Raw genomic sequence first — 25,336 nt, 5'->3', positions numbered from 1 at the left:
ATCGGCGGCGCAACTGCTTCATCTCAGCCTGGCGGAAGCTCAGCGAAACTGGGCGTGAACAGTTCGTCCTCCGTCGCCCGCTCCGCGATGACATCGGCCGTTTCGCCGAGCGACGTCTCGCTCTTGCGTCGACCGAGGAGGGAGAGAACGGCATTTGCCGTACGCTCGCGCAAGTCACCCGTCGTCATGAAGCGTTCGCGGTTGCGGCGTCCGATCTGGTTGAAGGCCTCGATCAGCACCGAAAAGCCGATTGCCGCATAGAGGTAGCCTTTGGGGATATGGAAACCGAACCCTTCGACGATCAAGGAGAAGCCGATCATCATCAGGAAGCCGAGGCAGAGGATGACGACGGTCGGGTGTTTCGACACGAAGGCCATCAGTGGTTTGGACGCAAGCAGCATCACGCCGACGGCGACAATGACCGCGATCATCATCACGGAGAGATGCTGAACCATCCCGACGGCGGTGATGACGCTGTCCAGCGAGAAGACGGCATCGAGGACGACGATCTGCACGAGGACCTGCCAGAAGACCGCATGCTCCACCTTGCCTTCCTTGTGACCGGCATGGCCCTCGAGGCGCTCGTGCAGCTCCATCGTCCCCTTGAACAGAAGGAACAGGCCGCCGAACAGAAGGATCAGGTCGCGGCCGGAGATCTCAGCGCCGAGCACTGTGAACAACGGAGTGGTCAGCGTCACGATCCAGGCGATCGAGGCAAGCAGGACGAGACGCATGCCCAGCGCCAGTCCGAGGCCGATCAGTCGGGCTCTTTCCCGTTGATGCTCTGGAAGCTTGTCCGCGAGGATGGCGATGAAGACGAGGTTGTCGATACCGAGCACGATCTCGAGAACGATGAGGGTGGCGAGACCCGCCCAGGCGGCCGGATCAGACATCCATTCGAACATCATTGGGTTTAAAGGCCAGCCCTCAAGGCAAGGCCAATCCTTCTATTGTTGATGGGAAAAGAAAAAGCGTCGCCCGCCCGTCTGGTCGACGGTTGCGGGCGCAAAGTAGGTGACCGCGAAACCGCTTCAGCGGAGCCGCGCTTGAGGGGTCTGATGAACGTTGGTCAGGGTCGGCGTCGTCAGGCATGCCGCGTGGTCCGCCTTGTCGGATAGGCCATGGAGCGGGCGGCAAACAGCAAGCCGAACTCCGCCCACCCTGCGCGACCGACAAGGTGGCGGGTCGTCGTGACCGGATGGGGGACAGGCGGTGGGCTTGTTGCAGCTGGGATCATGAGAAAGGGTTGGCTCTGAGGGAAGGCTGGCTTCCGGGGGAGGGGGATGGTCCCCGGAAGCCAAAAGCGGCGTCAAATATCTTCGTCGCCGCCGAAATCCATGTCGTCAACGGGCGCTTCCGGCTCCGGGGCAGGGGCGGCTGGTTGAGCGGCCTGGGCCTCGTTACCACCCAACATGCCGGCAATCGCATTGCCGAGCAGGACGCCACCGGCGACGCCCATTGCGGTCTGCGCGGCGCCCGCGAGGAAGCCGCCGCCGGTGCGCTGTTGCATCGGCTGGCCGTAAGCCTGGCTCTGGTTGCCCCATGGCGAGCTCGGGGCCGCACGGCCATACCCGGCCTGTTGTGGCGCCGGGCGCTGAGGAGCAGCGTTGCTGCCGAACATCGAGGAGAAGAAGCCGCCGCGCTGCTGGATTTGTGCGGTGTGCGCTTCCAGTTCTTCGATACGGCGTTGAGCCGCCTCCAGTGCCTGTTCCTGTACGACGATCGTCTGCGCCATGTAATAGGGCGCGCCCGGCTGCTGGCCTATCCGCTCTTGAATGAAGCGGTCGGCTTCCGCGTCGCGCGGAGCGGATTGGCGCTCCGCCTGGGCGAGCTTGGAGAACAGGCCGTCTATGGCCTGCTGATCATTGCGATCCATAAGATATGTCCTTGATATCGGCGACTGTTACTCTTCGCGCTGGCCGGTGAAATTCAGCAGCAGCTGGAAGATGTTGACGAAGTTCAGGTAGAGCGAGAGAGCGCCGAAGACCGCCAGCTTCTGCTGGGATTCCTGGTCGAAGTTGTCGGCATACTGCTCCTTGATGTTCTGCGTGTCCCAGGCGGTCAGACCGACGAAGACGACGATGCCGATCACCGAGACGGCAAACTGAAGGGCGCTGGAACCGAGGAAGATGTTGACGATCGAGGCGATCATCACGCCGATCAGACCCATGATCATGAACGAACCGAACTTCGCGAGGTCCCGTTTCGTCACATAGCCGTAGAGGCTCGTCGCTCCGAACATGGTGGCGGCGATGAAGAAGGTGCGGGCGATGCTGGCGCCGGTGAAGACCAGGAAGACGGAAGCGAGCGACAGGCCCATAACGGCGCAGAAGGCCCAGAAGGTCATCTGTGCCGAGGATGCCGACATCGAATGCATCTTAAAGGAAAAGAAGAAGACGAAGGCGAGCGGCGCCAGCATCACCACCCATTTCAGCGGCGTGGAGAAGATCGGCACGTAAAGCGCCGGCGTGGTGCCGACGATGAAGGCGACAAGGCCCGTCACGACGAGGCCGAGGCCCATATAGTTGAAGACGCGCAGCATGTGCTGGCGAAGGCCCTCGTCGAGGGCGGCGGCCGAAGCCTGACTCATGCCGCCGAAGCGGTTCTGGTTCTGATACATGAAGGTTTCCTCAGTAAAGTGAGTTCTTGAGAAGCTCGGCCTCGTCGCTGAGGCCGATGCCCGGCTTGCTTGAAACGACGGCATAGGCAACCTCGCCGACCTGCCACCAGGCAGCCTCGGCATTGGAAAGGTTGAGATCCTTCACGGGTTCGACCGCGAAACGACCGGGCCTGCCGGCGAAAAGTGAAATGACCGTGCCCGCGTCGGTCTTGACGCTCATCTCGACGCTGGGTCCGAATTCCGAGGGGAACACCTGGACATCGACGACGTTCCAGCCCTTCGGGAGCTCCGGCATGACGATGGCGGTCGCGGCACGAATGTCGTCCCGGTCATAGGTCTGAACCTCAGGCTGCGACGGCATTCCAGCCCTGACGACCGAGGTCTGATGGGCGCGGATGGCGTGCTCCACGAAAGCCGGCGGATGGGCCGAGGCATTGACTTCGCTCGGGCCGACCGCCGAATGGGCAATCCACCCGACCGACACCATCAAGCCGACCGCCGCAACCTTTTGCAGCGCGTTCCAAACGCGCGCATTCGCAAGCCCAGAAGAAAGGCGCCGGGCCGCCTCGCGCGTCTCTGGACGACCGGCAACGACATCCGACGTCATCGCCAGTTTGAGCGTGGTGCGCATGCCGAGGTCGGCCATGACGCGCGCCGCCGCATCCGGATTCCTGGCAAGCCAGGTCTCGACCCGCAGCCGACCGGTCGCGTCGAGCTGATTGTCGATGTAGGCGTCGAGATCGCCATCGGTAATCGTATCGACGTCAGTCATTGTCGCCTCCGACAAGCTTCAGATGGTTAGGCTTCCTCCGTCCGCTTTCGAAATCTCTGAGCGCTGCTCGTGCGCGGGAGACGCGCGACATCAAGGTCCCGACGGGGATGTCGAGTATGTCGGCGGCCTCCTGGTAGGAGAGATCTTCGACAGCAACCAGATGTAGGGCTTCGCGCTGCTCCTCCGGCAGCAGCATGAACGCCTCGCGAACCTGAGCGAGCCGGACGCTGTGTTCCTGGTGGGCCGGGTAGGATGACACGGCTTCCTGCGCCGTCTGGCTGTCACGCTGGCCGCGCGACATCGCCGATCGTACGCGGTCGATATGGGCGTTGCGAACGATGGCGAAAAGCCAGTTTCGAAGGTTCGCTCCCGACCGGAACGTCGAGCGCCGCTCGTAGGCTCTCACCAAGGCATCATGAACGAGATCTTCTGCGTCGGGCGAATTGCGCGCAAGCGAACGCGCGTAGCGCCGCAGCGCGGCCAGCTGCCCAATAACGTCGAAAGCGCCTTTTTTCGATTCCATACCCGCATATACGGAGCCGATGCGATTTCTCATCCATCGTCGACGAAAAAAATATCATTCAGCCGGATGCAGCAGTTTCAGAGTGCATGCCCGCTGGCAACACCGAAGCGCGCCTGCGCTGGCTATAGGGGCGGCGAGCCGCACCCGCGCCGCGCTCTATGCGCTCGCAGCAAACGCTTCGAGGGTCGCGGCAAGCAGCATACGGGCACCTTCGATGGAATGCGCGGGCTCGACATATTCCGCTTCGTTGTGGCTAAGCCCGTCGCGGCAAGGCACGAAGATCATGGCTGCCGGCGCGACACGACTGACGAACAAGGCATCGTGGAAGGCGCCGGAGAGCATACGCTTGGTCTTCAGTCCGAGCGATGCGGCAGCGCGATCGAGGCAGGCGAGCAGGTCGTCTGAAAAGAGGGCCGGCGGCATGTCGAAGATTTGCCGCGTTGTGCTCTGGCAACCGTTGGCTTTAGAGGCGTTGTCACATGCCTGCCGGACCCGCTCTTCCAGGTCGTCGATGGCGTTGGTCTCCGGGTGGCGCAGATCGACGGTGAACGTGACCGACCCCGGAATCGAGTTCACCGAACCTGGTTCGACTGCGAAGCGGCCGACGGTAAAGCGTGCGCGCGGGTCGCCCGGCATGGCGCTCCTATACAGTGGTTCAAGCGCGGTAACGGCCGCGGCCATCGGGTCGCGACGGAATTCGAGCGCCGTCGTGCCCGCATGCGCTGCCTGCCCATCGATCCTGACCTCCAGCCACCGCGTGCCCTGGATGCCATAGACGATGCCAACCGGTATGTTCTCCCGTTCGAGCGACGGGCCCTGTTCGATATGAAGCTCAAGGTAGCCGGTGATCGGGAAGCCGAGCGGGCGCATTTCGGCTTCCGGCAGGGCTTTCAGTGTTGCCTCCAACTCATCGACGAACAACGCTCCGTCGCGGCCGCGAAGATCGGACCAGGCCTCGGGGATGGCACCGGCGGCAAACGCCATCGATCCCATCGTGCCGGGGGCAAAGCGGCTTCCTTCCTCGTTCGTCCAGGCAACGACCTCAAGCGGAAAATCAGTCTCGATGCCGGCATCTTCGAGACTTTCCATCACCTCAAAGGCCGCCAGGGTGCCGAGCGCTCCGTCAAAGCGCCCGCCGGTCGGCTGGCTGTCGAGGTGGCTGCCGATCACGAACGGCGGCCTTTGGGGAAAAAGGCCCTCCCGCCGGATGAACAGGTTTGCCATCGGATCCTGGAAGACGCGGAAACCGCGCGCAAGCGCGAGTTCCGCTAGCAGCCGGCGGGAGCCCCGATCTTCCACCGACAAAGCCTGCCGGTTGACGCCCCCGGCCGGCGTCCCGCCGATTTTTGCGAAGTCATCAAGACGCTTGAGCAGGCGCTTGCCGTCCACTGTGGTGCGAGAGGTCATGGTCGTTCCCAAATGTCGCCTTGATCAGACGTAGGCTGCGTCATGAAAGGCGATTTCCAGTTGCTGCGCTCGCCCGAAGATAGCGCTCAGGCGTTTGCGCTCGGAAGCCTCGAGCGCGTCGCCGGCAACGTCGAGTTCTTGCTTCAGCCACTTCGCCTGAGCCGCAAACTCATCATCGGCGTGCATTTCGACCCATTCCTTCAAATGTGGATCGGCAAACGATGAACGGGCGGCCCTTTTCGACCAGGTCCAGTACATCCACTCGGCCGCAAACATGGCAGCGACGGTATCGAGGAAACCGCCGTTGCGGGCGATGTCCAGCATACCCGTTCGGAAAGCATCGACCTCGACAACATTGAGATCATAGGCGCCGGGATCGATATTGCGTTCGGCAAAAATCCGTTCGAAGTAGGCGATCTGCTGGTTGGCGAGCGCATCCAGAACGGCAATCAGCCAGCGCTTCTGTTCGATCGTCTCGGCCTTCGCCGCCGCAAAGGCGAAGATCGAGATCGCGGTTTCGACGAAGGCCCCCTCATAGACGAGATAGCGTTCGAAAACCTGCGGGGACAGGCGCCCCATCACGATGTCCTCGACGAAGCGATGGTTCACCATGGCTTCGAAGACGGTGGCGTTTTCCCGCAGGATCTGTTCCGAAAGCGTTTCAGCCGCCATCGTCACGCCTCCAGCGCGGGTTCGGCAGCGGCGCGGAAAGCCTTAACCCGCTCGATATCGACCGGGTTCCACCAGACCCCGCCCTGCTTCAGAGACGAGGCGACGATCACGCCGTTGGTGCGCTTGAGGATTTCGACGATGTTGTCCTTGGTCACGCCCGAGCCGACCAGAAGCGGTAGGTGCGTCGCCGAGCCGATCTCCTCGATCTCCTCGATGGTTGCCGTATTGCCGGTGCGCTGACCGGTGGCGATCACACCGTCGGCGTCGAAGAAGGCGAGGTCGCGCGTCAGTTCCTGGATCGATCGGTCGGCCACGATGGCGTGGGCGCCGTGCTTCACATGGCTGTCGGCAAAGACCTTGATGTGCTCGGCACGCAGCAATGAGCGGTAGCGCATCGCTTCTGCGGCCCGCCCCTCCATGAAGCCTTCGTTGGCGACATAGGCGTTGGCCCACTGGTTGACGCGAATGAACTTGGCGCCGCCCGCAATGGCTGTGGCAAAGGCCGGGATCGGCGCATTGGCAAGGACGTTGATGCCGAGCGGCACACCTGTCGCCCGCGCGATCCGGTCGGTGACGACCGACATGAAGGCTGCCGTTTCGTGGCCGATATCTTCCGGCTTGGAGAACGGCACGTCGCCATGATTTTCGATCATCAGGCCATGCAGGCCACCCTCGACCAACGCCTCGGCGTCACGCATGCAGGCATCGTAGATAACAGACATATCGGCACCCCGATAGCGCGGCGCACCGGGGAAGGCCGGGCAATGGATCATGCCGATCAGAACCTTGTCAGTCCCAAATATTTCCCTTATGGCGCTTGTGGACTTGTCAGATATTTCCTGCATTTCTCTCCCTTTCGAAGGTATGTTCATGCACGCTTACGTAATCGGTAATGTGACGGTGGACGAGACCATCGCCGTGTCGGAAATGCCGGCCGCGGGCGCATCGATCCACGGTAGCCAGCGGTCCCGGGACCTCGGTGGCAAGGGCGCGAACCAGGCTGTTGTCATGGCCCGCACCGGCCTGCCGACGAGCCTTGTCGCAGCCTTCGGCGACGGCTTTCGCGCCGACATGATCCGCCAGCATCTGGCAAGCGAACCGGTGGTCAGCAGACTTGTGCCGGTCCTCGGCAAGTCCACCGACTTCTCGATCGTGCTGACCACGCCGGATGGAGAAAACGTCAACATCACGACCACCGACTCTGCCCAGAACCTCACGCTTGCCGACGCCGTGGCAGCGCTGGCCGACGCGGTTCCCGGCGACCTTGCTGTGCTCCAGGGAAACCTGTCGGACGAAACGACGCGCGGTGTCCTTGAAGCTGCGCGCGCCCGCCACATGATCACCGCCTTCAATCCGTCTCCCTTGCGTCCCTATTTCAGCACCCTGTGGCCCTTGGTTGACATTGCTTTCCTCAACCAGGGTGAGGCGCAGGCAATGACCGGTACCAGCGGCGAAGAGGCTGCCCGCAAGCTGCTTGCGGCCGGCGTTCGCGAAGTCGTCCTGACCTTCGGCGGCGACGGAGCCATGCTCGTCACCGCCGAAAGCAGTGTCCGGATCGGCGCCGTCGAATGCGACGTCGTCGACACGACAGGCGCCGGCGACACGTTCATGGCGGTGGCGCTCGCATCCGCCGCACTTCGTGGCACTCGCCTCGATCGCACCGCGATCGAACATGCAACGCGCGCCGCCGCCATCACTGTCAGCCGTCCCGGAACCCGTTCGGCGTTTCCGTCGATCGAGCAGTTGCAAGCGATCCTGAGCGCGCGCTGAGGCTCTCCTCAGCGCGCGCTCCTCGCTGCGGTTAGCGCTCCGTTGCCGTCATCCACCCAAGGATGTTCTTCCAGAGGCGGCCGTAGCCCTCCCACTCGCAGAATGCCGGCGACAGCCAGTGGGGGCCGATATCGGACGTCCAGGCGGCGGTGCGCCCCTTGCCGAAACCGCCAAGGACGAGCAGCGGGTGTCCGCCCTGATCTTCGGGAAGCCGGGCGACGACCTCGGCTCCATCGCGAACCTCCACTTCATTGACGCCGAGAAGCAACGGCCAACTGCCCGAAAGCCCCGCCATGGTCGGATGGTCCGGCTTGACGACGTCGGCAACCGCGCCCTCGGGAATCTCGACGCGGTCGTCATAGGGAAGGCACGTCACCGGAAGCGTGTCTTCGACAGCCGTGCGGCGCCAGCGCGCCTTACCGTCGATACCCTGGAAGGAGAAGTAGCCGCCGACCATCAACAGCGCTCCGCCCTTTTCGACCCAAGCCTTGATGAGCTTCAACCGGTTCGGAACGGTGCGCGAGTGCAGCCATACGGCCGGCGGCAGCAACAGCGAGTTGGCGCCGATATCCGACAGGATGATCGCATCGTACTGGTCGAGGCCTGCCATTTCATAGGGGAACTGGTCCACGGCGTCGTGTGCGGTCATGTAGGTCAGCTCGAACTCGCTGTCCTTGAGCACCTTGACGAGCGGTTCCGCGCCCAGATGGAAGGTCACGCTGCCGAACTGGTCGAAACCCTTGTAGTGGGTGGCGGAGCTTACCCAGCTCTCGCCGACGAGAAGCACTTTCTTTGTCATGGTCTATCCGTCTGTCTTGAATTGCGTTGGGAGCCGATATCAGGCCCCGGTTTGGAATACCGAGCGGGGGTTGTCCCGCATCATTCTGTCGAGCGCGCCGTCCTCCAGCCCGTGTCGTTTGAGACGCGGCAGGAAGTGGCGCAGGACGTAGGCATAGCCGTTGCCTCCGTAGTGGCTGAGCATCATCTTCAGGAACACATCGTGCGAGAGCAGGATGCGGTCCATGTGGCCAGCGTCCACCAGCCTGGCGATCGCTCGTGCTGCCTCTTCGTCGCTCGGGCACTGTACCTGTTGATCGGCATAGAAGAAGTCCATGCCGATCATGTCGTATTCGATGAACGCACCGCGTTCGGCGAGCTCGCTTTGATAGGCGAAATCGTCGTGGGACGGGTTCATGTGACAAAGCACGGTGTGGCGCAGATCCGCCCCTTCCTCGGCGACGACATCGAGCACCCGATGGCCGAGCCGGAACCAGCCCGGCAGGTGCACCATCAGCGGCAAACCGGTCCGGACCTGCGCCCGGGCGGCCCCACGCAGGGACTTCTCCTCGGCCGGAGTGAAATCGGAGGAGACGCCGATCTCGCCGATCAGTCCGATTTTCACGCCCGTGCCGTCGACACCGTCGATGGCCTCGCGGACGATGCCGTCGGCGATCTGGTCGACGCTCATGTCGGCGACCTCGGCCGGATGCGAGGAGGCAAGATAGTATCCGGCCCCCATCACGATATTGAGACCCGTCGCCTTGGAGATCCGCCGTAAGGCGCGCGGGTTTCGACCGATGCCATTGCAGGTAGGTTCGACGACTGTACGGCCGCCTGCGGTCGCGAAAGCCTGCAATTCGGCGATAGCCAAGGGTTCGTCGTCGAGCGTAATGTTGTGCTTGTTAACGAAGGGGTCCTGGCGCAGTTCGCCGAGGATCTCCATGCAGACGAAGCCTTCGGCGAGATACTGACGCTCCTTCGTTTGCGGTGCGTTCCACCAGCAGCGGCAATCGTTGAGGATATGCTCGTGCATCAGTGTGATGCCGAGTTGATTCGCGTCGATCGCGCCGTTCACCGTCATCACCTTGCCGGACCGCACATGTCCTTCTGACAGTTCCTTGCTCATGACGGTCATCTCTTGCCGCCGAAGCGAAAGTTGGCGGTGAAGATCCGGGTGTTGAGCCAGATCGCAACGAGAATGATCGCGCCGGTAACAATCTGCGTGAAGAACGGCGAGATATGCATGAGGATCAGGCCGTTGCCGATGACCGCAATCGTCATCGTGCCGAGCACGGTCCCGAGGATCGTGCCGCGCCCCCCCATCAGCGATGTCCCGCCCAGCACTACGGCGGCGATAACCTGAAGCTCGAAGCCGACGGCCGCATTCGAAGAGCCGGAGCCGAGGCGCGCGGCGATCAATAGGCCAGCAAGGGCGCAGGCAACGCCGGCGATCATATAGACCGAGGCGATCACCCATTTCGCCGGCATGCCGACGCGGCGAGCCGCTTCCATGTTGGACCCGACGGCGACGACCTGGCGGCCGTATTTGGTGGAGGATATGACGACATAACCGGCGACCGCGACCGCAACCGCGATAAGCGCAGGCATCGGAACGCCCAGCAATTCGCCGCGGCCGAGCATGAAGAAACCGGGAGCGTCCTTGATCGGGATCGAGTACCCTTGCGTCAGATAGAGCGCCAAGCCGCGCAGGATCGACAGGCCGGCAAGTGTGACAATGAAGGCCGGAATACCCTGATAGGCGGTGAACCATCCCTGCACGAAGCCGAGAAAGGCGCCGAAGAAGAGCATCGCGACGACGACGAGAGGCCAGGGATAGCCCATCGCTAAGACAATGGCCGCAACCGCATTGACCAGGGCGACCTGCGAGCCGACAGAGAGGTCGATGCCGCCGGTGATGATGACGAGCGTCATCGCAACGGCGACGATGAGAATCGGCGCTGCCTGGCGGATGACGTTCAGAATGTTGCCGAGCGTCATGAAGGTATCGGTCGTGGCCGCGAAAAAGACGACGCAGGCCAGGAAGAAAAAGGCGATCGACAGGACCTGGGCGTTTTCCGAAAGGAAGTCTGCCGCCGGCGAGCCTTTCGCACGTTCGGTATAGGCCGTCATTGCTTGGCTCCTTCCCCGACGATCAGCTTGACGAGGTCTTCCAGGTTGGTCTTGCCGATTTCGCGCTCGGCGACCTTGGTGCCTTCGTACATCACGGCAATGCGGTCGCAGACACGGAACAGGTCCTGGAGACGGTGGGTGATCAGGATGACCGAGACGCCCTTTGCCTTGACGCGGTTGATCAGCGCGAGCACGGCTTCGACCTCCGCCACGGCGAGCGCCGAGGTGGGCTCGTCCATGATCAGGACTTTCGGATTGAACGAAGCGGCGCGCGCGATCGCGATCGCCTGACGCTGTCCGCCCGAGAGCTGAGCGACCTTGCCGGTCAGACGCGGAATGCGGATTTCCAGCGCATCGAGCATCTTGCGTGCTTCCTCGAGCATGGTCCTCGTATCGAGGAATGGCCCTTTGCTGATTTCTCGACCGAGGAAAAGATTGCCGACCACATCGATGTGGTCGCAAAGGCTCAGGTCCTGAAAGACCATTTCGATATTGCGGTTACGGGCGTCCGCAGGTCCTGAGAACCGAACCTCTTCGCCTTCCAGCGTAATGGTCCCGCCATCGGGAATGTAGGTGCCCGAGATGACCTTGGTCAGCGTCGATTTGCCGGCGGCGTTGTCGCCGACGAGGCCAAGGCACTCGCCGGGATAGATGTCGAGGTCGACGCCACGCAGCGCCTGGTGCGATCCGAACGTCTTGACGATCCCTTTGAGGGACACGCGGGGGCTGACACCGGTGCGGGAGGGCAAAGCCCCCCCGACACCAGCGACAGCGGGAGGATGCTGTCTTTCAGTCGTCATCATTTGAAGATCGCCCGATATGGCTCGACGTTGTCCTTGGTGACGATCGTTACCGGCACGGCGATGGTCTTTTCGACGCTGCCGCCGTCGGAGACCTTCTTCAAGGCGTCGACGGCAGCGGCACCCATGGCAGCCGGATCCTGCTGGATCACGGCGGTGACGTAGCCGGCGTCGATGCCGGCGATCGCCTGGGCCGTCAGGTCCCAACCGAAGACCTTCACGCTATCCTGCTTGCTCTGGCTTTCGACCGCGGCGATGGCACCCATCAGGGCCGGCTCGCCGGTCGCGTAGATTGCGGTCAGGTCGGGATTGCCGGTAATCAGGTTCTCGGCGGCAGCGAGCGCGTTGTCCTGCACGTTCTGTCCATCGACGACGCCGGCCGAGCTGATACCGTCGACATCCTTGATGGTCTTTTCAAATCCCTCCTGCCGAACGTTCTGAATGAAGGAGTTCAGCGCGCCGACGACACCGATCTTGGCTTTGCCATCGGCGTTGGCCTTGATGTAGTCGAGGAAGAACTTGCCCATGTCGGCGCCGGCCGTGGCGTTGTCGACGCCGATCTGCGCCTTCTGCGGGCCTTCCGGAAGGATCGCATCGATGGCAACGACGGGGATCCCGGCTTCGGCTGCCTGGTTGACCGCCGGCATGATGCCGTTGACGTCGATTGCGACGACGGCGATGCCATCGACCTTCTGCTGAATGTAGGTTTCGATCGCACTGTTCTGCGCGGCCGGGTCGTTGTTGGCATTGAAGATGACGAGCTTCGCGCCGGCAGCGTCAGCCGCCTTCTGCGCGCCTTCGTTCATCTGATTGAAGAAAAGCGCCTGCTGGTTGATTTGCACGAGCGCAAAGGTCTTTTCGGCGGCAAGGGCCGGCGAGAGAGCAGCGCCGAGGGTCGTCAATGCCGTGAAACCAAGCGTGGCGACTAAAGTCCTGCGTTTCAAATTCCAGTTCATGTTCTCATCCTCTGTTGGTTCTCCATTGCGTGATTTATCGTTTCGCAGGCGGAGCAACGGATTTCCGCACGACGATTTCGACTGGCAGGAGCTCTTCGACGAGAGCCTGTTTGCCCTGCCAGTTTGTTTCGAGAAGAAGGGAGAGGGCACGCCCGCCGATCGCGCGGACCGGCTGGCGAATGGCGGTCATAGGCGGACCGAAAAGATGGAGCGGGCCGACGTCGTCAAAGCCGATGACCGAAACATCGTCCGGGATCGAAACCCCCTGGTCCCGGAAGACCTCGATCATGCCGATGGCGATTTCGTCCGAGCTGGCGAAGATCGCCGTTGCCGGGCGACCTTCCTCGATGAAGCGCTTCGCCGCCTGCCGACCGAAGGCCACGGTGTAGTCACCGGCGTATTTTGAAAGACGGATATCCTCGCCGAACGCGTCGCGCAGCGTCCGCTCAAGACCGTTGGAGCGCCGACGCGAACTGATCATCGCTTGCGGGCCGCCGACGAACAGCACATCCCTGTGCCCGAATTCCGCCAGATGCCGGCCTGCGAGCGCTCCGCCCAGCTCGTTATCGCAGAAGAGCTTGGGCGCCTGCGCGCCGGGAACGTCTTCGTCGGCGATCACGACTTTGCCGGTGCGGTTTATCAACGTGGCGAGTTGACCGTCGTCCGGGTGGTTGGTGACGAAGATCAGGCCATCGACGTGATTGCGTTCGATCAGCTGGAGATAGGCGACCTCGCGACCGGCCCGGTTCAGGGTGGCGTAAAGCGAGACGGCAAGCCCGCGGGTATCCGCCTCTTCTTCGACAGCTGCCACGAGCGTCGCGAAGAAGGGGTTGGCGATATCGGGAACGACAAGACCGATCGTATCGGAACGACCGCGGCTGAGCCGGCGGGCATGCGGGTTGGGCTGGTAATTGAGGTCGCGGATCGCATCCGAGATCCGCTTCTTCGTTTCGAAAGGCAGGTCGAGCGATCCGTTCAGCAGGCGCGAGACCGTTGTCACGGAAACACCGGCAGCTCGGGCTACATCCTTCAGACCTGTGACGCGTCGTGTGGTCACCTTGGCTCCATCCCCTGCCGTTGTAAACCGATTTACTAAAACGCTTTACAATAAGATTTCGACTTTCGTGTTCTGTCAAGAGACTTTCTCTGACACGAGGTCGGTGCGCCTATGGGGCCACGGATCGAGGCTCGGCCTGGGGCCGATTGGCGGCGGCGAAAAAAGCCGCAAGGTCAATGCCGTTTGCACCTGAGAAAGCAGCATCTTGGCGCCGCGAGGCGGGAACAAATCAGGGGCTGATCGATTGAGAGATCATGAAAAACAAGGTTCCATTGGCGGCGCTGATGCTGCTATCCCTCGCCGCGCTGGCCAATGCCCAGACGCTTCAGCCAGACGCCATCGACGGTGCATCGATTACACCCACATTGTTGGAACGGACGACCGAGACCTCGGACAAGCCAGACCCCGCCATCGTCCGGCTCCAGGTGCTTCTCGATCGGGCGGGGGCGTCGCCCGGTGTGATCGACGGTTTCGCCGGTGAGAATGTCGCCAAGGCGATCGCCGCCTTCGAGACCATGCAAGGCCTGTCCGCTGACGGAACATTGGACGCCGACGTCATCGGGCGACTGCCGGAGCAGACGACGGTGGTCGAGCCCTACGTCATCTCCGAGGACGATGCTCAAGGATTGGTCGCTGAGATCCCCGAAGACTACTCCGAGCAGGCGAAGATGGGTCAGCTCGGATACACGAGCGTCGCCGAGAAGCTGGCGGAGCGCTTCCACATGGATATCGATCTTCTCAAGGCGCTCAATCAGACTTCGGCGTTCTCGGTCGGTGACACGGTTTCCGTTGTGAACCCAGGTCCATCGACGCAGGGAACGGTCAAGCGCATTGAAGCGCACCGGCGCACCGGTCAAATCGTGGCACTTGGCGCCGACGATACGCTGATCGCAGCCTATCCGGCAACGATCGGCAGCCGGGAGACGCCATCTCCTTCGGGAACGCACAAGGTCAAAGGCGTCGCCCGAATGCCGCCCTATGTCTACAATCCCAAGATCAACTTCAAGCAGGGCGACAACCGAAAGATCTTGACCTTGCCGGGCGGTCCGAACGGTCCGGTCGGCACGGTCTGGATCGATCTCTCGAAGCCCACCTACGGAATTCACGGCACGCCGGAGCCGTCGATGATCGACAAGTCGGGATCGCACGGATGCGTTCGCCTGACCAACTGGGATGCGGAGGAGTTGGCGGGGATGGTCAAGCCTGGCGTGATTGTCGAGTTCGTCGACTAAGGTAGCGAAGACGTTTAGGAATTTCTGAACGGGCAAGAAGTCGAAACCGGCCACCGATCACGCGGTGACCGCTCGCGCAATTCCCATGTCGAAGCTTCAGCGGATACGCGTCTGAACGCGCACGATGTTCATCTGGAGCTCGTGGCTGGTTGCCTGTCTACCGAGCATCTTGATCAGGCGCTGCTCTTCGGTTTTGTGAATACCGGTCCGCCGGCAATAATCCGCGACGTCCCAGATATGTCTGATCTGGGAGTTGGCGACTGTTCGAACATCCGCGTGTTTCATTCCGTGCCTCCCCTAACCCAATACAACGTTTGGAGGCTGGTTTGGTTCCGCCAGGATGCGTTCCTGGCGGCTGTGGGTGCGTTCGTACCGATCCGTCGTGTATGGGCGCCAGCTACAAGGTGCAAAGCGATCGCGACGTCGGGGTCAGCCGAGAAACCTCGATCCTTCGCCAGCACTGGCTATCCATTCGAGGAAAGACCTCACTGGTCCATCTGACGTCCTTGTTCAGTTGCTCCCGATGCCGTGAAAGGCCGTCGTCGTCCTCATGCATTTCAAACCAGATAAACACCGTTTCGCCCTCACGGACGGGGAGCCTCGGGAAGGCGTTTGCGCTGCGTTCGGTAACGAACACCGCGTCGATGCGAGCACCGGCGTCTTCGAGGATCGGCAGTGCCTCGGCGATGAAGAATGCAGCGAAACGGTCCTCCGTGCCGGGCGCCAGCGAGCAGAGGTTCACGGTGACGACACCTCTGGTCGATTGTACATCTTGCTCCCTTGCAAGGTTGTGAGGAAACGGCTGCGTGCCAGCGACAGGCTTGACCAGCAACACATTGTCCGAGTTGAGCATCGTCTCGTTGGCGCGAGACCCATGGTCCTTCCAAACCGGGCCCGAATAAAAGGCCGCCAACGCGTCGGTTCGCGTTTGCATATCGGCAAAGGAACGTACCCAGACGAAGGCGTCGGGATCGTCGCAGTCGCGGAATTCGCCTTCAAGACGCATTCCGAGCGCTTCCTGCGGTTCAACGAATTCGCGGTCAAACAAGTCGATCAGGCGATCCCTTCCGCCGGGATGAAGTCGGTAGCGGCGAAGTTCGTAAACGGCGTGCGGTTCCATGAATCCTCCAAAACAGGTCAATTGTCCTGTTTCTAATAACAGGTTGATCGACCTGTTTTGTCAAGGCACTATGGCGAACGATTTTTCAGGCGGCGGTCATGAGCGAACACAAAAGAACCAACGATCCTCAAGCGGTGCGCCGCAGGATCGTCGATGCGGCCTACCAGGCCTTTGTCACCCAAGGATATCTCGCGACGGGAATGCAGGAATTGCGCGCGAAGGCATCCGTCTCGGGGGGCGCTATGGCCCATCACTTTCCGGCCAAACGGGAACTTGGATTGGCGGTTATCCGCGACCGCGTCGCCGAAGCGGTGCGGCAAACGTGGATCGACCCGCTGCGTATCTCGAGCGATACGCCCACAGCGATCGATCAGATCTTCACCGAGATCATCAGCGAGCTCTCCGAAAACGGCTCCGTCTCCGGCTGCCCGCTGAACAATATGGCGATCGAAGTCTCCAGGCATGATGACGAGATGCAGCAGGCGCTGGGTGCAATTTTTGAGGCTTGGGAAGAAGCGCTCGCAGCGCGATTCCAGGAAGACATCCGCCTGAAGCGCGTCGCAGGCATTCAACCCGGCAGCCTCGCCACCCTGATCATCGCCGCCTATTCCGGCGCGATGGCGATGGCAAAAGCCAATCAGCACACACGTCCGCTCGTGAACTGTCAGGCGGAGATCGCAGCACTTCTCGCGTCGAAATACGTCTAGGCTGGGTCCGCTCGGCTCCCTCGTGGGGAGGCCGCTGCTCCGGACTATCCGCAAATGTTGGGGGTGTGGGCGACAGCTTGAGATGCTAGAGGTGCTCATCGGGAAGGGGCACTCCAGTAAACAGGAGACTTCTCGATGAGCAGAACTGCCATGAACGCCCTCGGACAACCGCTCCATTATAGCGGAAGTTCGACCGCATGGTTTTCCGCAACCGGATCCGGGTCCACGCTCTACGGAACTCCCGGCAACGATTCGATCTGGGGCGACGGTTCCGTCGATGTGACCATGTTCGGCGGCACGGGCGACGACGTCTACTATCTCTATTCATCGACGAACCGGGCCGAAGAGGCACCCGGCGAAGGGATAGACACGATCGATACCTGGATGAGCTACAGCTTACCGGAGAACTTCGAAAACCTGACCGTCACCGGTGACGGTCGACACGCCTTCGGCAACAGCGCCGACAACATCATCACCGGTGGCTCCGGCAGCCAGACCATCGACGGACGCGCAGGCAATGACGTGCTGGTCGGTTCCGGAGGCGCTGATACCTTCGTGTTCGAGCACGGCAACGGCAGCGACCTTGTCACCGACTTCAGCTCCAACGATACCATTCGCCTCGACGGATACGGGATTACCTCGTTCGAAGATGTGCTGGCGAATGCAGGCCAGCAGGGAGACGATCTCCGCCTCCATCTCGGCGATGGTGAAAGCCTGGTCCTGGCCGATACGACAGCCGACCAACTGCAGGAGGGCCAGTTCCAGTTGAGCCTGGACCGATCCGCCCTGACGCAGACCTTCTCGGACGATTTCGACACGCTTCAGCTCACCGACGGTATGGGCGGCATCTGGGATGCCAAATACTGGTGGGCGCCGGAAGAGGGGGCGACGCTCTCGGAAAACGGTGAACTGCAATGGTACGTCAATCCGAGTTACGGGCCGACCGCATCGGCTAACCCGTTTTCGGTCGAGGATGGTGTACTGACGATCACCGCAGAGCGTGCACCGGACGCAATCCAGTCCGAGATCGGTGGCTATGACTACACGTCCGGGATGTTGACGACCTATTCGTCCTTTGCACAGACCTACGGCTACTTCGAGATGCGGGCCGACATGCCGGACGATCAAGGTGCCTGGCCCGCTTTCTGGCTGCTGCCCGCCGACGGCTCCTGGCCGCCGGAGCTCGACGTCGTCGAAATGCGCGGGCAGGACACCAATACCGTCATCACCACCGCCCATTCCAGTGAAAGCGGCGAGCACACGATCGTCAGAGACGGCGCGCAAGTCGCCGATACCGACGGGTTCCACGATTACGGCGTGCTTTGGACGGAAGACGAGATCGTCTGGTACTTCGACGATACCGAGATCGCCCGCGCCGATACCCCCGCGGACATGCACGAGCCGATGTACATGCTCGTCAATCTCGCGGTCGGCGGAATGGCCGGCACACCCGATGGCGATTTTGACGACGGGTCGCAAATGAAGATCGATTCCATCGAGGCCTATGCGCTGGACGCCGACTGGCTGATCTAGGCGGAGAAGCACGAAGGGGGCCGGCAGAGTCCGGGCTGCTGGTCCCGGCCTGTCGAAGCTGGAACGTTCGCCGTTCCAGCTCCGCAACAGGGCTAGTCCGCGATATGCGTGAGCCAATGGCGCGGCTTGTTGTCGGCGAGCTGAGCGACCTTATCGATCTTGTTGCTCATCACCCAAGCCATTGGCTGTTGGTGCAGCGGCAGCATGATGATCTCGTCCTTGACCATCTGCAGTGCCTTGGTCTGCAGATCGAGCCGCTTGGTCCGATCCATTTCGGTCGATGCCTGGATGATCAGCTTGTCGATATCAGGATAGCTCCAGCCGCCCCAGTTGAAGACGCCCGCCTTGTCGCTCCTCGTCTCGATCATCTGAAGCAGGATCGAGTAGCTGTCGAGCATTGGCTCGTTTGCCCAGCCGATGATGTAGACATCCGACAGACCGCCCGTGCGCTTGGGCGCCTGTGCCGCCGTCGGGCCGATGTCGAGTTGCGGCTTGAAGCCGGCGCGGCTCAGCATGTTGACAATGCTCTGGCAAAGCTCCTCTTCATTGACATAGGCCTCGTTCGTGCAGACGAGCGTGAAGGGGAGATCGCTTGCGCCGGCCTCGGCGAGCAGCTTTTTCGACAGTTCGGGATCGTACGGCACGACCTTGTCCAGTGCTTCGACATATCCCGGGATTTCCGGCGCAACGATCGCACCCGCTGTCCTCGACTTGCCGCGCATGACCCGCTTCTGGATGAGTTCTGTGTCGAGCGCATGGGCGACGGCCTGGCGGACACGCAGGTCGTTGAACTTGTTGTCGACGCCGTCGGCCAGTTTCGGTTTGCGGTTGAAGCCCATCATGATGGTGCGAAGGTCGGTGCGCTCCATGACCTTCAGGTCCGGCTGCGCGACAAGGCGCGGAAGATCCTGCGCTGGCGCATTCTCAGTGAAGTCGATCTCGCCTGACAACAGTGCCGCCACGCGTGTCGCGGCTGAGACAATCGGCGTAAACTCGATGCGATCGATGTTGGACTTCGCCGGGTCCCACCACTCGCCGTTCTTGACCAGAACGGTCTTGCTGTCGGGCGTGCGGCTCTCGAGCTTGAACGGACCCGTGCCGTTGGTGTGGTAGGTAGCGTAGCCTTCTATCTTCTTGCCGACATCCGTCGGCTTCAGCGAATTGTTGTCGGCGAGCCACGTGGCGTCGAAAATGTGGATGTTCGTCAGGTCGTTCAAGAGCAGCGGATAGGGGCCGGTCAGTTCGATATCGACAGTGCGGTCGTCGACCTTCTTCGCCGACTTGTATGCCGGGAGGTTGCCCCGCAGCGGAGATGCCGGATCGCTGACCCGCGTCAGCGAGGCGATCACGTCATCGGCCGTGAAATCAGCGCCATTGTGGAACTTGACGTCCTCGCGCAGATGGAACCGCCAGACCGTGTCCGATACCGTTTCCCAGGAGGTCGCCAGTGCCGGCTCGATCTTCAGGTCGGCGTCAAAGCGCACGAGCCCTTCATAGACGTGATTGAGAAAAGACAGCGTGTAGCTGTCGCCATACGAATAAGGGTCGAGCGAGTAGATATCGCGCGAGGAGCCCCATTTGAGCGTCTCCGCGTGAGCAGCCGCGGAAAGCGCCGTCGACATGGCGGCTGCGAGGATCAGTTTCTTGAGCATTCTGCTGTTCTCCTTTGTTGAGGTCACCGGCCCCCTTGAACGGGAAGCTTCTTTTTAAGAGGCAAGGACGGCTCACAGGCCGTCCATCTCGCCGCCCGACAGGGGCGGCCAGTGGCGTGATCTGCTGTTGCGCGGCATGACCTTCTCGGTCGTGTCGATCACCGCAAAGACCTTCGGCGGCCTATGCGGGAATCTTGATCAACTGGCGTTCTTGGACGGCGATGCACCCAAACGAAAGCCTCCTGGCGATGCTTGAAGCACCAAGTCCCGTTGTCGATCGGCGGTCATTCGATGGCCAACGCCAAGCATCAACTCGAACAGGGGCATACCTCTCCGCCGCTTCATGGAGGCGGTTCAGAAACCCGAGTCCAGTGTTGGACGCCGCAATGGCGATCGAATGAGGAGATGTCAGGCGAGCCGGCCCGGCGGTGCGGGCTCGTGCGTGCGGCATTGCGAAAAGTCGTGCGAGTACGCGGTCTTCTGGAGCCCTTGCATCAACCTGCTCCTCCCTAGCTCGTTGCTGCTAAGCGGCACCATCGCACGCCAAAAGTATTTGTCAACGCCTTTGTCGACAATCTTGAATACGCTTATGGCGACAATCCAAATGACCGATTGATCGGCTCAGGCGCGAGCAACATTCCGGGCAATGGAGAGGACGCCTTAGCCCAAGGTACGCTACGGCCAGCTCGATAGGGAAAGTCACAAGCGGTCAACCTGTCACTTCGCCACGGAGGCCTGCTCGCTGCCGCCGCAAAGACTGTCGATGCGGGCGCGAACCCGGGCGACGCCCTCGGCAATGCTTGTGCTTGGAATGGACGAATATCCCATGCGGAAGTAGCGGCAGGGCTGGTCGCTTCTGGGGAAGAAGGGCGAGCCGGATTCGACCAGCACGCCGTCCTGCCGCAATTCGCTGACCAGCCGGTCGGCATCGAGCCCTTCCGGTCCCTCCATCCAGAAGGACGTGCCGCCGAAGGTCGAGGAGCCTGCGACTTTCAGGTTCGCCCTACGCAGTGACTCGGCCATGATTACGTGGCGCTTGTGATATTCGGTCCGCATCCGGTGGAGCACGGCGTCATAATGGCCGAGCGCCAGGAAATAGGCTGCGGTGCGCTGAAGGTGTCCGGGCGGGTGGCGCAACATCAGCGAGCGAAGCGCACGCGCCTCGCGAATGAAGGGGGCTGGCGCCACGAGGTAGCCGAGCCGAAGCCCGGGAAAAAGCGATTTCGAGAAGCTGCCGATGTAGAGCACCCGGCCTGACGGATCGAGCGCCTTCAGCGCCGGGGAAGGCGGAGCGAGGTAGCTGATCTCGAACTCGTAATCGTCCTCGACGATCACGAAATCTCTTTCTTCCGCAGCCTGCAGCAGTTGCGTTCGCCGATCCACCGGCATAGTCGCGCCGGTCGGCGAGTGGTGGCTCGGGGTCACGAAGACGGCATCGACGTTTTCCGGCAAGGCATCCGGTGACAGGCCCTCGACATCGACATCGACGGTGGTGACGTCGGCGCCGCTCAACAGCAGCGAGGCGCTGATATCGGGATGGCAGGGGTTTTCGCAGACGGCGGCGGAGCCCTTCTCCAGGATCAGACGGGTCACGATCCAGAGCGCATTCTGCGCCCCGACGGTGACGAGGATTTCGTCCGGCGTGGCGTGGATGCCCCGGCGCGGCAGTGTGCGCGAGCAGATGTAGTTGACCAGCCGCACATCGTCGGCCGCGGCAAAGTCGCTCGCCATCAGCACGAAATCCTCTCGCGCCAATGCCCGCCGGGCGCAGTCGCGCCAGGCATTGAGATCGAACAGTGTCGGGTCCATCTGGCCATAGAGGAAGGGGAATGGATAGCGCCGCCAGTCCAGCGGCTTGGCGACCTGGCGCACGACGCCAAAGCTCATCTTGATCTTGCGGCTCCAGTCGATCGGATTGGAGCCGGCGGATGGGCGCTCCCCTTCCACATCCATGCCCGGCGGATTGCCGGAGATGCGATAGGAGCTGCGGTTAACCGCCTCGACATAGCCCTGATTGATCAGTTCCTGATAGGCGAGTGTCACCGTGATGCGCGATATGCGCAGATAGTCGGCGAGCTTGCGGCTGGATGGCAGATGCGCGCGCGGCTGCACCCTTCCGGCGAGCACTGCCGAAACGACCGTCTCGCGCAACTGCGCCTGCAAGCCGATCCCACTGTCGCGATCGATAAAAAAAATGGTTTCGGAAACGTTCATCTGCACGACGCCTGCTCCCCCGACGGCGTTAAACTGGATCTATTCAACTTCCAGACTGGATATAACGCAAGCCGGATCTCGGCCTTATCGTCATCAGCAAGACCGGAGAAACGGTCAGCGAATAAACAAAGAGGAGGAAGACAAATGCTACATGGACATTTCAGACGACTGGCCGCAGCCGCCAGCATTGTCGCGAGCCTGGCCGCATCCGGCGTCGCTTATGCCGAAACGAAACTCGTCGTCGGCTATCAGCAGATCGTCGGCCCGTTCGTGGCTGCGATCGCCGATGGCCGTTTCGATGCAGCCGCCAAGGAGGCCGGCTATTCGATAGACTGGCGCCAGTTCAGCTCGGCCGGCGACATCACTACGGCGCTTGCCTCCGGTGACGTGCCGATCGGCGTTCTCGGTTCGACCGGTACTGCGGCTGCCGCGACGCGCGGCGTCGAACTGCAGCTCTTCTGGATCCTCGACAATATCGGCCAGTCGGAAGCGCTGGTCGCCCGCGAGGGCTCGGGCATCGAGACGCCGGCCGATCTCAAGGGCAAGAAGGTCGCCGTGCCTTTCGTCTCGACGTCGCATTTTCACTTGCTGGTCGGTATGAACAAGGTCTGGAACGTCGATCCGCGCGAGGTGGAAATCCTCAACCTGAAGCCGCCGCAGATCGTTGCCGCCTGGCAGCGTGGCGATATCGACGCCGCCTATGTCTGGCCGCCGGCGCTCTCGGAAATCCAGAAGACCGGCAAGACGATCTCGGATTCCGAGGTGATTGGCGCGGCTAGCGTGCCGACCTTCGACGGGCTGGTGGTCGACAAGGCCTGGGCCTCGGAGAATCCGAAGCTGATGGAAGCCTTCACCAAGGTTCTGGCGGACGCTTATGCCGACTACAACGCCAACAAGGCGGCGTGGACGGAGGAGTCGCCACAAGTGGAAGGCATCGTCAAGCTGATCGGCGGCGATGGCCCGAGCACCGTCGAAGCCTTGCGCCTGCTTTCGTTCCCGAATGCGGATGAGCAGGCCTCCGAGGTCTGGCTCGGCGGCGGCGCCACGCGTGCACTGACCGAAAGCGCCAAGTTCCTCGTCGAGCAGAAGCAGATCAGCCAGTCGCTCGACGACTACGCGCCTTATGTGAACGCCGACTTTGCCAAGGCGGCCGCACAATAGGCTAATCTGTCGATTGCCCGGCCGTTGAGGAGCGGCCGGCGCACCACCATAGACCGTGACCGAGGTGCAGGGAGGCATTTCTCATGGAAACATTGAGCGTCAGAAACATCAGTCTGACCTACCCGGGCCTCTATTCGGACCAGGCAATCATCGCCTTGAAAGGCGTCAACCTTACCATCAACAGCGGAGACTTCGTCGTTGCGCTGGGCGCATCGGGCTGCGGAAAGACGACGCTGCTCAACCTGATGGCGGGCTTCATGGCCCCGTCGGAAGGCGACATCACCCTTGGCAACCACCAGGTCAACGGACCTGGCGCCGAGCGCGGCGTTGTCTTCCAGAAGCACGCGCTTCTGCCGTGGCTGAACGTCATCGAGAATACCGAGTTCGGCCTCAAGCTGCGCGGCGTCGACAAGGCGACCCGGCGGGATCTTGCCACCAAGAACCTAGCTCTGGTCGGCCTTCAGGACTTCCACCGCCACATGATCTATCACCTCTCAGGCGGCATGCAGCAACGTGTTGGCATCGCAAGGGCGCTGACCTGCGATCCCGCGATGCTCCTGATGGACGAACCGATGGCAGCACTCGACGCGCTGACACGCGAGACCATCCAGGAGCTGCTGCTCAAGGTCTGGCAGCTCACCAACAAGATGTTCTTCTTCATCACCCACAGTGTGGAAGAAGCGTTGTTCCTCGGCTCGCGGCTGATCGTCATGTCGCCGCGCCCGGGCCGCATCACCCACACCTACGAGCTCAATTTCAACAAGCGGTTCCTCGCCGAGGGCAATGCGCGCGCAATCAAATCCAGCCCGGAATTCATCCGCATGCGCGAAGAAGTGCTCGGCATCATTTATGGCGACGAACGTGCGTCCGGCAACCCGGAGGTGGCCCATGCTTGACAGAGTGACACGCGCCAAGCCCGTAAAGGCCGGCAAGATCTTCGGCGCGCCCGGTGAAGGCAGCAGCGGCCTCATCAGCTTTTCGACGACGGTCGTCATCGTCGCTCTCTGGTTCCTCGTGACCGAAGGCGGCTGGGTCAAGCCGCTGTTCCTGCCGTCGCCGCTGGCGGTCTGGGACAAGTTCATGCTGGCGATGACCGACGGTGTTTCGAACTCGACGCTGATGCAGCACACGCTTGCCAGTATCGGCCGCGTGTTCGGCGCTTTCCTGCTGGCGCTGCTGACCGCCGTGCCGATTGGCGTGCTCATGGGCGTCAATCGCTTCGTGCGCGGCCTGTTCGATCCGATCATCGAATTCTACCGGCCGTTGCCGCCGCTCGCCTACCTGCCGCTCGTCATCATCTGGCTCGGCATCGGTGAGTTCCCGAAGGTGTTCCTGATCTATCTGGCGATCTTTGCGCCGATGGCAATTGCCGCAAGGGCAGGGGTGCGTTCGGTCTCGACGGAACAGATCCACGCTGCCTATGCGATGGGCGCCACCCGCGGGCAGGTCATCAGTCAGGTGATCATGAAGGCCGCCTTGCCGGAGATCTTCACCGGCATGCGCATCGGCATCGGCGTCGGCTGGACCACCCTGGTTGCCGCCGAAATGGTGGCGGCCAACCGAGGCCTCGGCTTCATGGTTTTGAATGCCGCCGAAAACCTCGAAAGCGACACGGTGATCATGGGCATCTTCATCATCGGCATCTTCGCCTTCGCCTTCGATCTTCTGATCCGCTACCTCGAAAAGGCGCTGATCCCCTGGAAGGGCCGCCTCTAACCGGCGGCTACCTCCGACACTTCAACTGAATACGGCCTGGCGGCCTTTTGAAGACGGCCTTTCCCGTCTCCGGCGAAGCCATGCCTTACGACCAAGACAAAGGACAGGACCATGACACTGACGGCAACCGATCTCAAAACCTTGTTCGATGCCTTCAACCGGCATGACATCGACGGGGTCATGCACTTCTTCGCCGAAGATTGCGTATTCAACGCCGTCGGCGGCCCGGAGGTCTACGGCAACCGTTTCGTCGGCACCGGTCCGATCGCAGATGCCTTCAGCGGGGTCTGGAAATCGATGCCGGACGCCGAATGGGGCGACCACAGCCACTTCGTCGAAGGCGATCGCGGCGTGTCCGAGTGGACCTTCTCCGGCACGGCTGCCGACGGCAGCCGCATCGAGGCAGAAGGCTGCGACCTCTTCACCTTCCGCAACGGCAAGATCGTGCGCAAGCAGGCGTTCCGCAAGAACCGCCCGGTCCTGCAACCCCGCTACTGATGGCCTGGAGCTAGAG

General features: G+C 61.8%; 25 protein-coding genes and 1 pseudogene. 8 read left to right on the top strand and 18 right to left on the bottom strand.

The genetic code is table 11. The annotated features are described in order from the left end of the window. Positions 1-26 precede the first annotated feature (26 nt). The 8 genes and pseudogenes from ASD01_RS21480 to ASD01_RS21445 form a co-directional block, all read right to left on the bottom strand. A pseudogene (locus tag ASD01_RS21480) lies at positions 27-908 on the bottom strand (TerC family protein); the annotation flags it as partial. A 401-nt stretch (positions 909-1,309) separates the two neighbouring features. Beyond that, on the bottom strand, positions 1,310-1,876 hold the full coding sequence (locus ASD01_RS21475) for a DUF2076 domain-containing protein (protein ID WP_060529057.1): 567 nt from the start codon (positions 1,874-1,876) through the stop codon (positions 1,310-1,312). Between the two features lie 27 nt (positions 1,877-1,903). Beyond that, entirely contained in the window at positions 1,904-2,620 is a 717-nt protein-coding gene (locus ASD01_RS21470; RefSeq protein WP_034790478.1) for a Bax inhibitor-1/YccA family protein, read from the bottom strand. Positions 2,621-2,630: 10 nt separating this feature from the next. Next, positions 2,631-3,392 carry an anti-sigma factor family protein gene (locus ASD01_RS21465; RefSeq protein WP_060529058.1) on the bottom strand — a complete coding sequence of 254 codons (762 nt, stop codon included), beginning with the start codon at positions 3,390-3,392 and terminating at the stop codon, positions 2,631-2,633. Beyond that, positions 3,385-3,915, bottom strand: a complete 531-nt coding sequence (locus ASD01_RS21460; protein WP_060529059.1) for a sigma-70 family RNA polymerase sigma factor — start codon at positions 3,913-3,915, stop codon at positions 3,385-3,387. Before ASD01_RS21460 ends, ASD01_RS21465 begins: the two co-directional genes overlap by 8 nt. A gap of 156 nt (positions 3,916-4,071) precedes the next feature. Next, on the bottom strand, positions 4,072-5,322 hold the full coding sequence (locus ASD01_RS21455) for a Zn-dependent hydrolase (RefSeq protein ID WP_060529060.1): 1,251 nt from the start codon (positions 5,320-5,322) through the stop codon (positions 4,072-4,074). 24 nt (positions 5,323-5,346) lie between these two features. Next, on the bottom strand, positions 5,347-5,994 hold the full coding sequence (locus ASD01_RS21450) for a TenA family protein (protein WP_060529061.1): 648 nt from the start codon (positions 5,992-5,994) through the stop codon (positions 5,347-5,349). A 2-nt stretch (positions 5,995-5,996) separates the two neighbouring features. Beyond that, positions 5,997-6,839 carry a BtpA/SgcQ family protein gene (locus ASD01_RS21445; RefSeq protein WP_060529062.1) on the bottom strand — a complete coding sequence of 281 codons (843 nt, stop codon included), beginning with the start codon at positions 6,837-6,839 and terminating at the stop codon, positions 5,997-5,999. A gap of 25 nt (positions 6,840-6,864) precedes the next feature. Between ASD01_RS21445 and ASD01_RS21440 the strand changes: the two genes are divergently transcribed. Next, complete coding sequence (locus ASD01_RS21440; protein ID WP_060529095.1) at positions 6,865-7,764, top strand: ribokinase; 900 nt, start codon at positions 6,865-6,867, stop codon at positions 7,762-7,764. Positions 7,765-7,795: 31 nt separating this feature from the next. On the opposite strand, the gene ASD01_RS21435 is transcribed toward ASD01_RS21440, so the two are convergent. From ASD01_RS21435 to ASD01_RS21410, 6 genes are read right to left on the bottom strand one after another with little or no spacing between them, the layout of a single operon-like run. Beyond that, the gene (locus ASD01_RS21435; RefSeq protein ID WP_060521153.1) at positions 7,796-8,563 is read right to left on the bottom strand and encodes a glutamine amidotransferase; all 768 of its coding nucleotides are present in this window, start codon (positions 8,561-8,563) and stop codon (positions 7,796-7,798) included. Positions 8,564-8,602: 39 nt separating this feature from the next. Continuing rightward, the gene (locus ASD01_RS21430) at positions 8,603-9,670 is read right to left on the bottom strand and encodes a phosphotriesterase family protein (RefSeq protein ID WP_060529097.1); all 1,068 of its coding nucleotides are present in this window, start codon (positions 9,668-9,670) and stop codon (positions 8,603-8,605) included. 5 nt (positions 9,671-9,675) lie between these two features. Next, positions 9,676-10,674 (bottom strand): ABC transporter permease, encoded by a 999-nt coding sequence (locus ASD01_RS21425; RefSeq protein ID WP_034790450.1) that lies wholly within the window; start codon positions 10,672-10,674, stop codon positions 9,676-9,678. Next, positions 10,671-11,474, bottom strand: a complete 804-nt coding sequence (locus ASD01_RS21420) for an ATP-binding cassette domain-containing protein (RefSeq protein ID WP_034790756.1) — start codon at positions 11,472-11,474, stop codon at positions 10,671-10,673. Before ASD01_RS21420 ends, ASD01_RS21425 begins: the two co-directional genes overlap by 4 nt. Further along, the gene (locus ASD01_RS21415) at positions 11,474-12,430 is read right to left on the bottom strand and encodes a substrate-binding domain-containing protein (RefSeq protein ID WP_060521156.1); all 957 of its coding nucleotides are present in this window, start codon (positions 12,428-12,430) and stop codon (positions 11,474-11,476) included. Before ASD01_RS21415 ends, ASD01_RS21420 begins: the two co-directional genes overlap by 1 nt. Before the next feature lie 34 nt (positions 12,431-12,464). Next, entirely contained in the window at positions 12,465-13,487 is a 1,023-nt protein-coding gene (locus ASD01_RS21410) for a LacI family DNA-binding transcriptional regulator (protein WP_156623675.1), read from the bottom strand. Between the two features lie 254 nt (positions 13,488-13,741). Between ASD01_RS21410 and ASD01_RS21405 the strand changes: the two genes are divergently transcribed. Beyond that, positions 13,742-14,719, top strand: coding sequence for a L,D-transpeptidase family protein (locus tag ASD01_RS21405; protein ID WP_060529063.1), 978 nt, complete (start codon positions 13,742-13,744; stop codon positions 14,717-14,719). A 96-nt stretch (positions 14,720-14,815) separates the two neighbouring features. On the opposite strand, the gene ASD01_RS21400 is transcribed toward ASD01_RS21405, so the two are convergent. After that, entirely contained in the window at positions 14,816-15,004 is a 189-nt protein-coding gene (locus ASD01_RS21400) for a hypothetical protein (RefSeq protein ID WP_034790447.1), read from the bottom strand. A gap of 112 nt (positions 15,005-15,116) precedes the next feature. Then, complete coding sequence (locus ASD01_RS21395) at positions 15,117-15,839, bottom strand: NIPSNAP family protein (protein WP_060529064.1); 723 nt, start codon at positions 15,837-15,839, stop codon at positions 15,117-15,119. Between the two features lie 98 nt (positions 15,840-15,937). Between ASD01_RS21395 and ASD01_RS21390 the strand changes: the two genes are divergently transcribed. Next, entirely contained in the window at positions 15,938-16,546 is a 609-nt protein-coding gene (locus tag ASD01_RS21390) for a TetR/AcrR family transcriptional regulator (RefSeq protein WP_060529065.1), read from the top strand. A 135-nt stretch (positions 16,547-16,681) separates the two neighbouring features. Beyond that, the gene (eglC, locus tag ASD01_RS21385) at positions 16,682-18,079 is read left to right on the top strand and encodes an endo-1,3-1,4-beta-glycanase EglC (RefSeq protein WP_060529066.1); all 1,398 of its coding nucleotides are present in this window, start codon (positions 16,682-16,684) and stop codon (positions 18,077-18,079) included. Between the two features lie 92 nt (positions 18,080-18,171). Here eglC and ASD01_RS21380 read toward each other — a convergent pair whose 3' ends face one another. After that, positions 18,172-19,731: an ABC transporter substrate-binding protein gene (locus tag ASD01_RS21380; RefSeq protein ID WP_034790432.1), complete on the bottom strand. Its 1,560-nt coding sequence runs from the start codon at positions 19,729-19,731 to the stop codon at positions 18,172-18,174. Between the two features lie 717 nt (positions 19,732-20,448). Then, positions 20,449-21,945 (bottom strand): MocR-like pyridoxine biosynthesis transcription factor PdxR, encoded by a 1,497-nt coding sequence (gene pdxR, locus ASD01_RS21375; protein WP_060521160.1) that lies wholly within the window; start codon positions 21,943-21,945, stop codon positions 20,449-20,451. 144 nt (positions 21,946-22,089) lie between these two features. Here pdxR and tauA point away from each other — a divergent pair, with 144 nt between their 5' ends. From tauA to ASD01_RS21355, 4 genes are all read left to right on the top strand, one after another. Continuing rightward, positions 22,090-23,106, top strand: coding sequence for a taurine ABC transporter substrate-binding protein (gene tauA / locus ASD01_RS21370; RefSeq protein WP_034790430.1), 1,017 nt, complete (start codon positions 22,090-22,092; stop codon positions 23,104-23,106). Positions 23,107-23,189: 83 nt separating this feature from the next. Then, positions 23,190-24,002 (top strand): taurine ABC transporter ATP-binding protein, encoded by an 813-nt coding sequence (locus ASD01_RS21365; RefSeq protein WP_034790429.1) that lies wholly within the window; start codon positions 23,190-23,192, stop codon positions 24,000-24,002. Continuing rightward, positions 23,995-24,822, top strand: a complete 828-nt coding sequence (locus ASD01_RS21360; RefSeq protein WP_034790428.1) for an ABC transporter permease subunit — start codon at positions 23,995-23,997, stop codon at positions 24,820-24,822. The genes ASD01_RS21365 and ASD01_RS21360 overlap by 8 nt, the downstream gene beginning before the upstream one ends. Positions 24,823-24,939: 117 nt before the next feature. Next, positions 24,940-25,320, top strand: coding sequence for a nuclear transport factor 2 family protein (locus tag ASD01_RS21355; RefSeq protein WP_156623684.1), 381 nt, complete (start codon positions 24,940-24,942; stop codon positions 25,318-25,320). The last annotated feature ends 16 nt before the right edge of the window (positions 25,321-25,336 follow it).

This window comes from Ensifer sp. Root423, from assembly GCF_001426275.1.
In the GTDB taxonomy this organism is placed as follows: Bacteria; Pseudomonadota; Alphaproteobacteria; order Rhizobiales; family Rhizobiaceae; genus Ensifer; species Ensifer adhaerens.
This window is presented reverse-complemented; position numbering and strand designations above follow the sequence as displayed.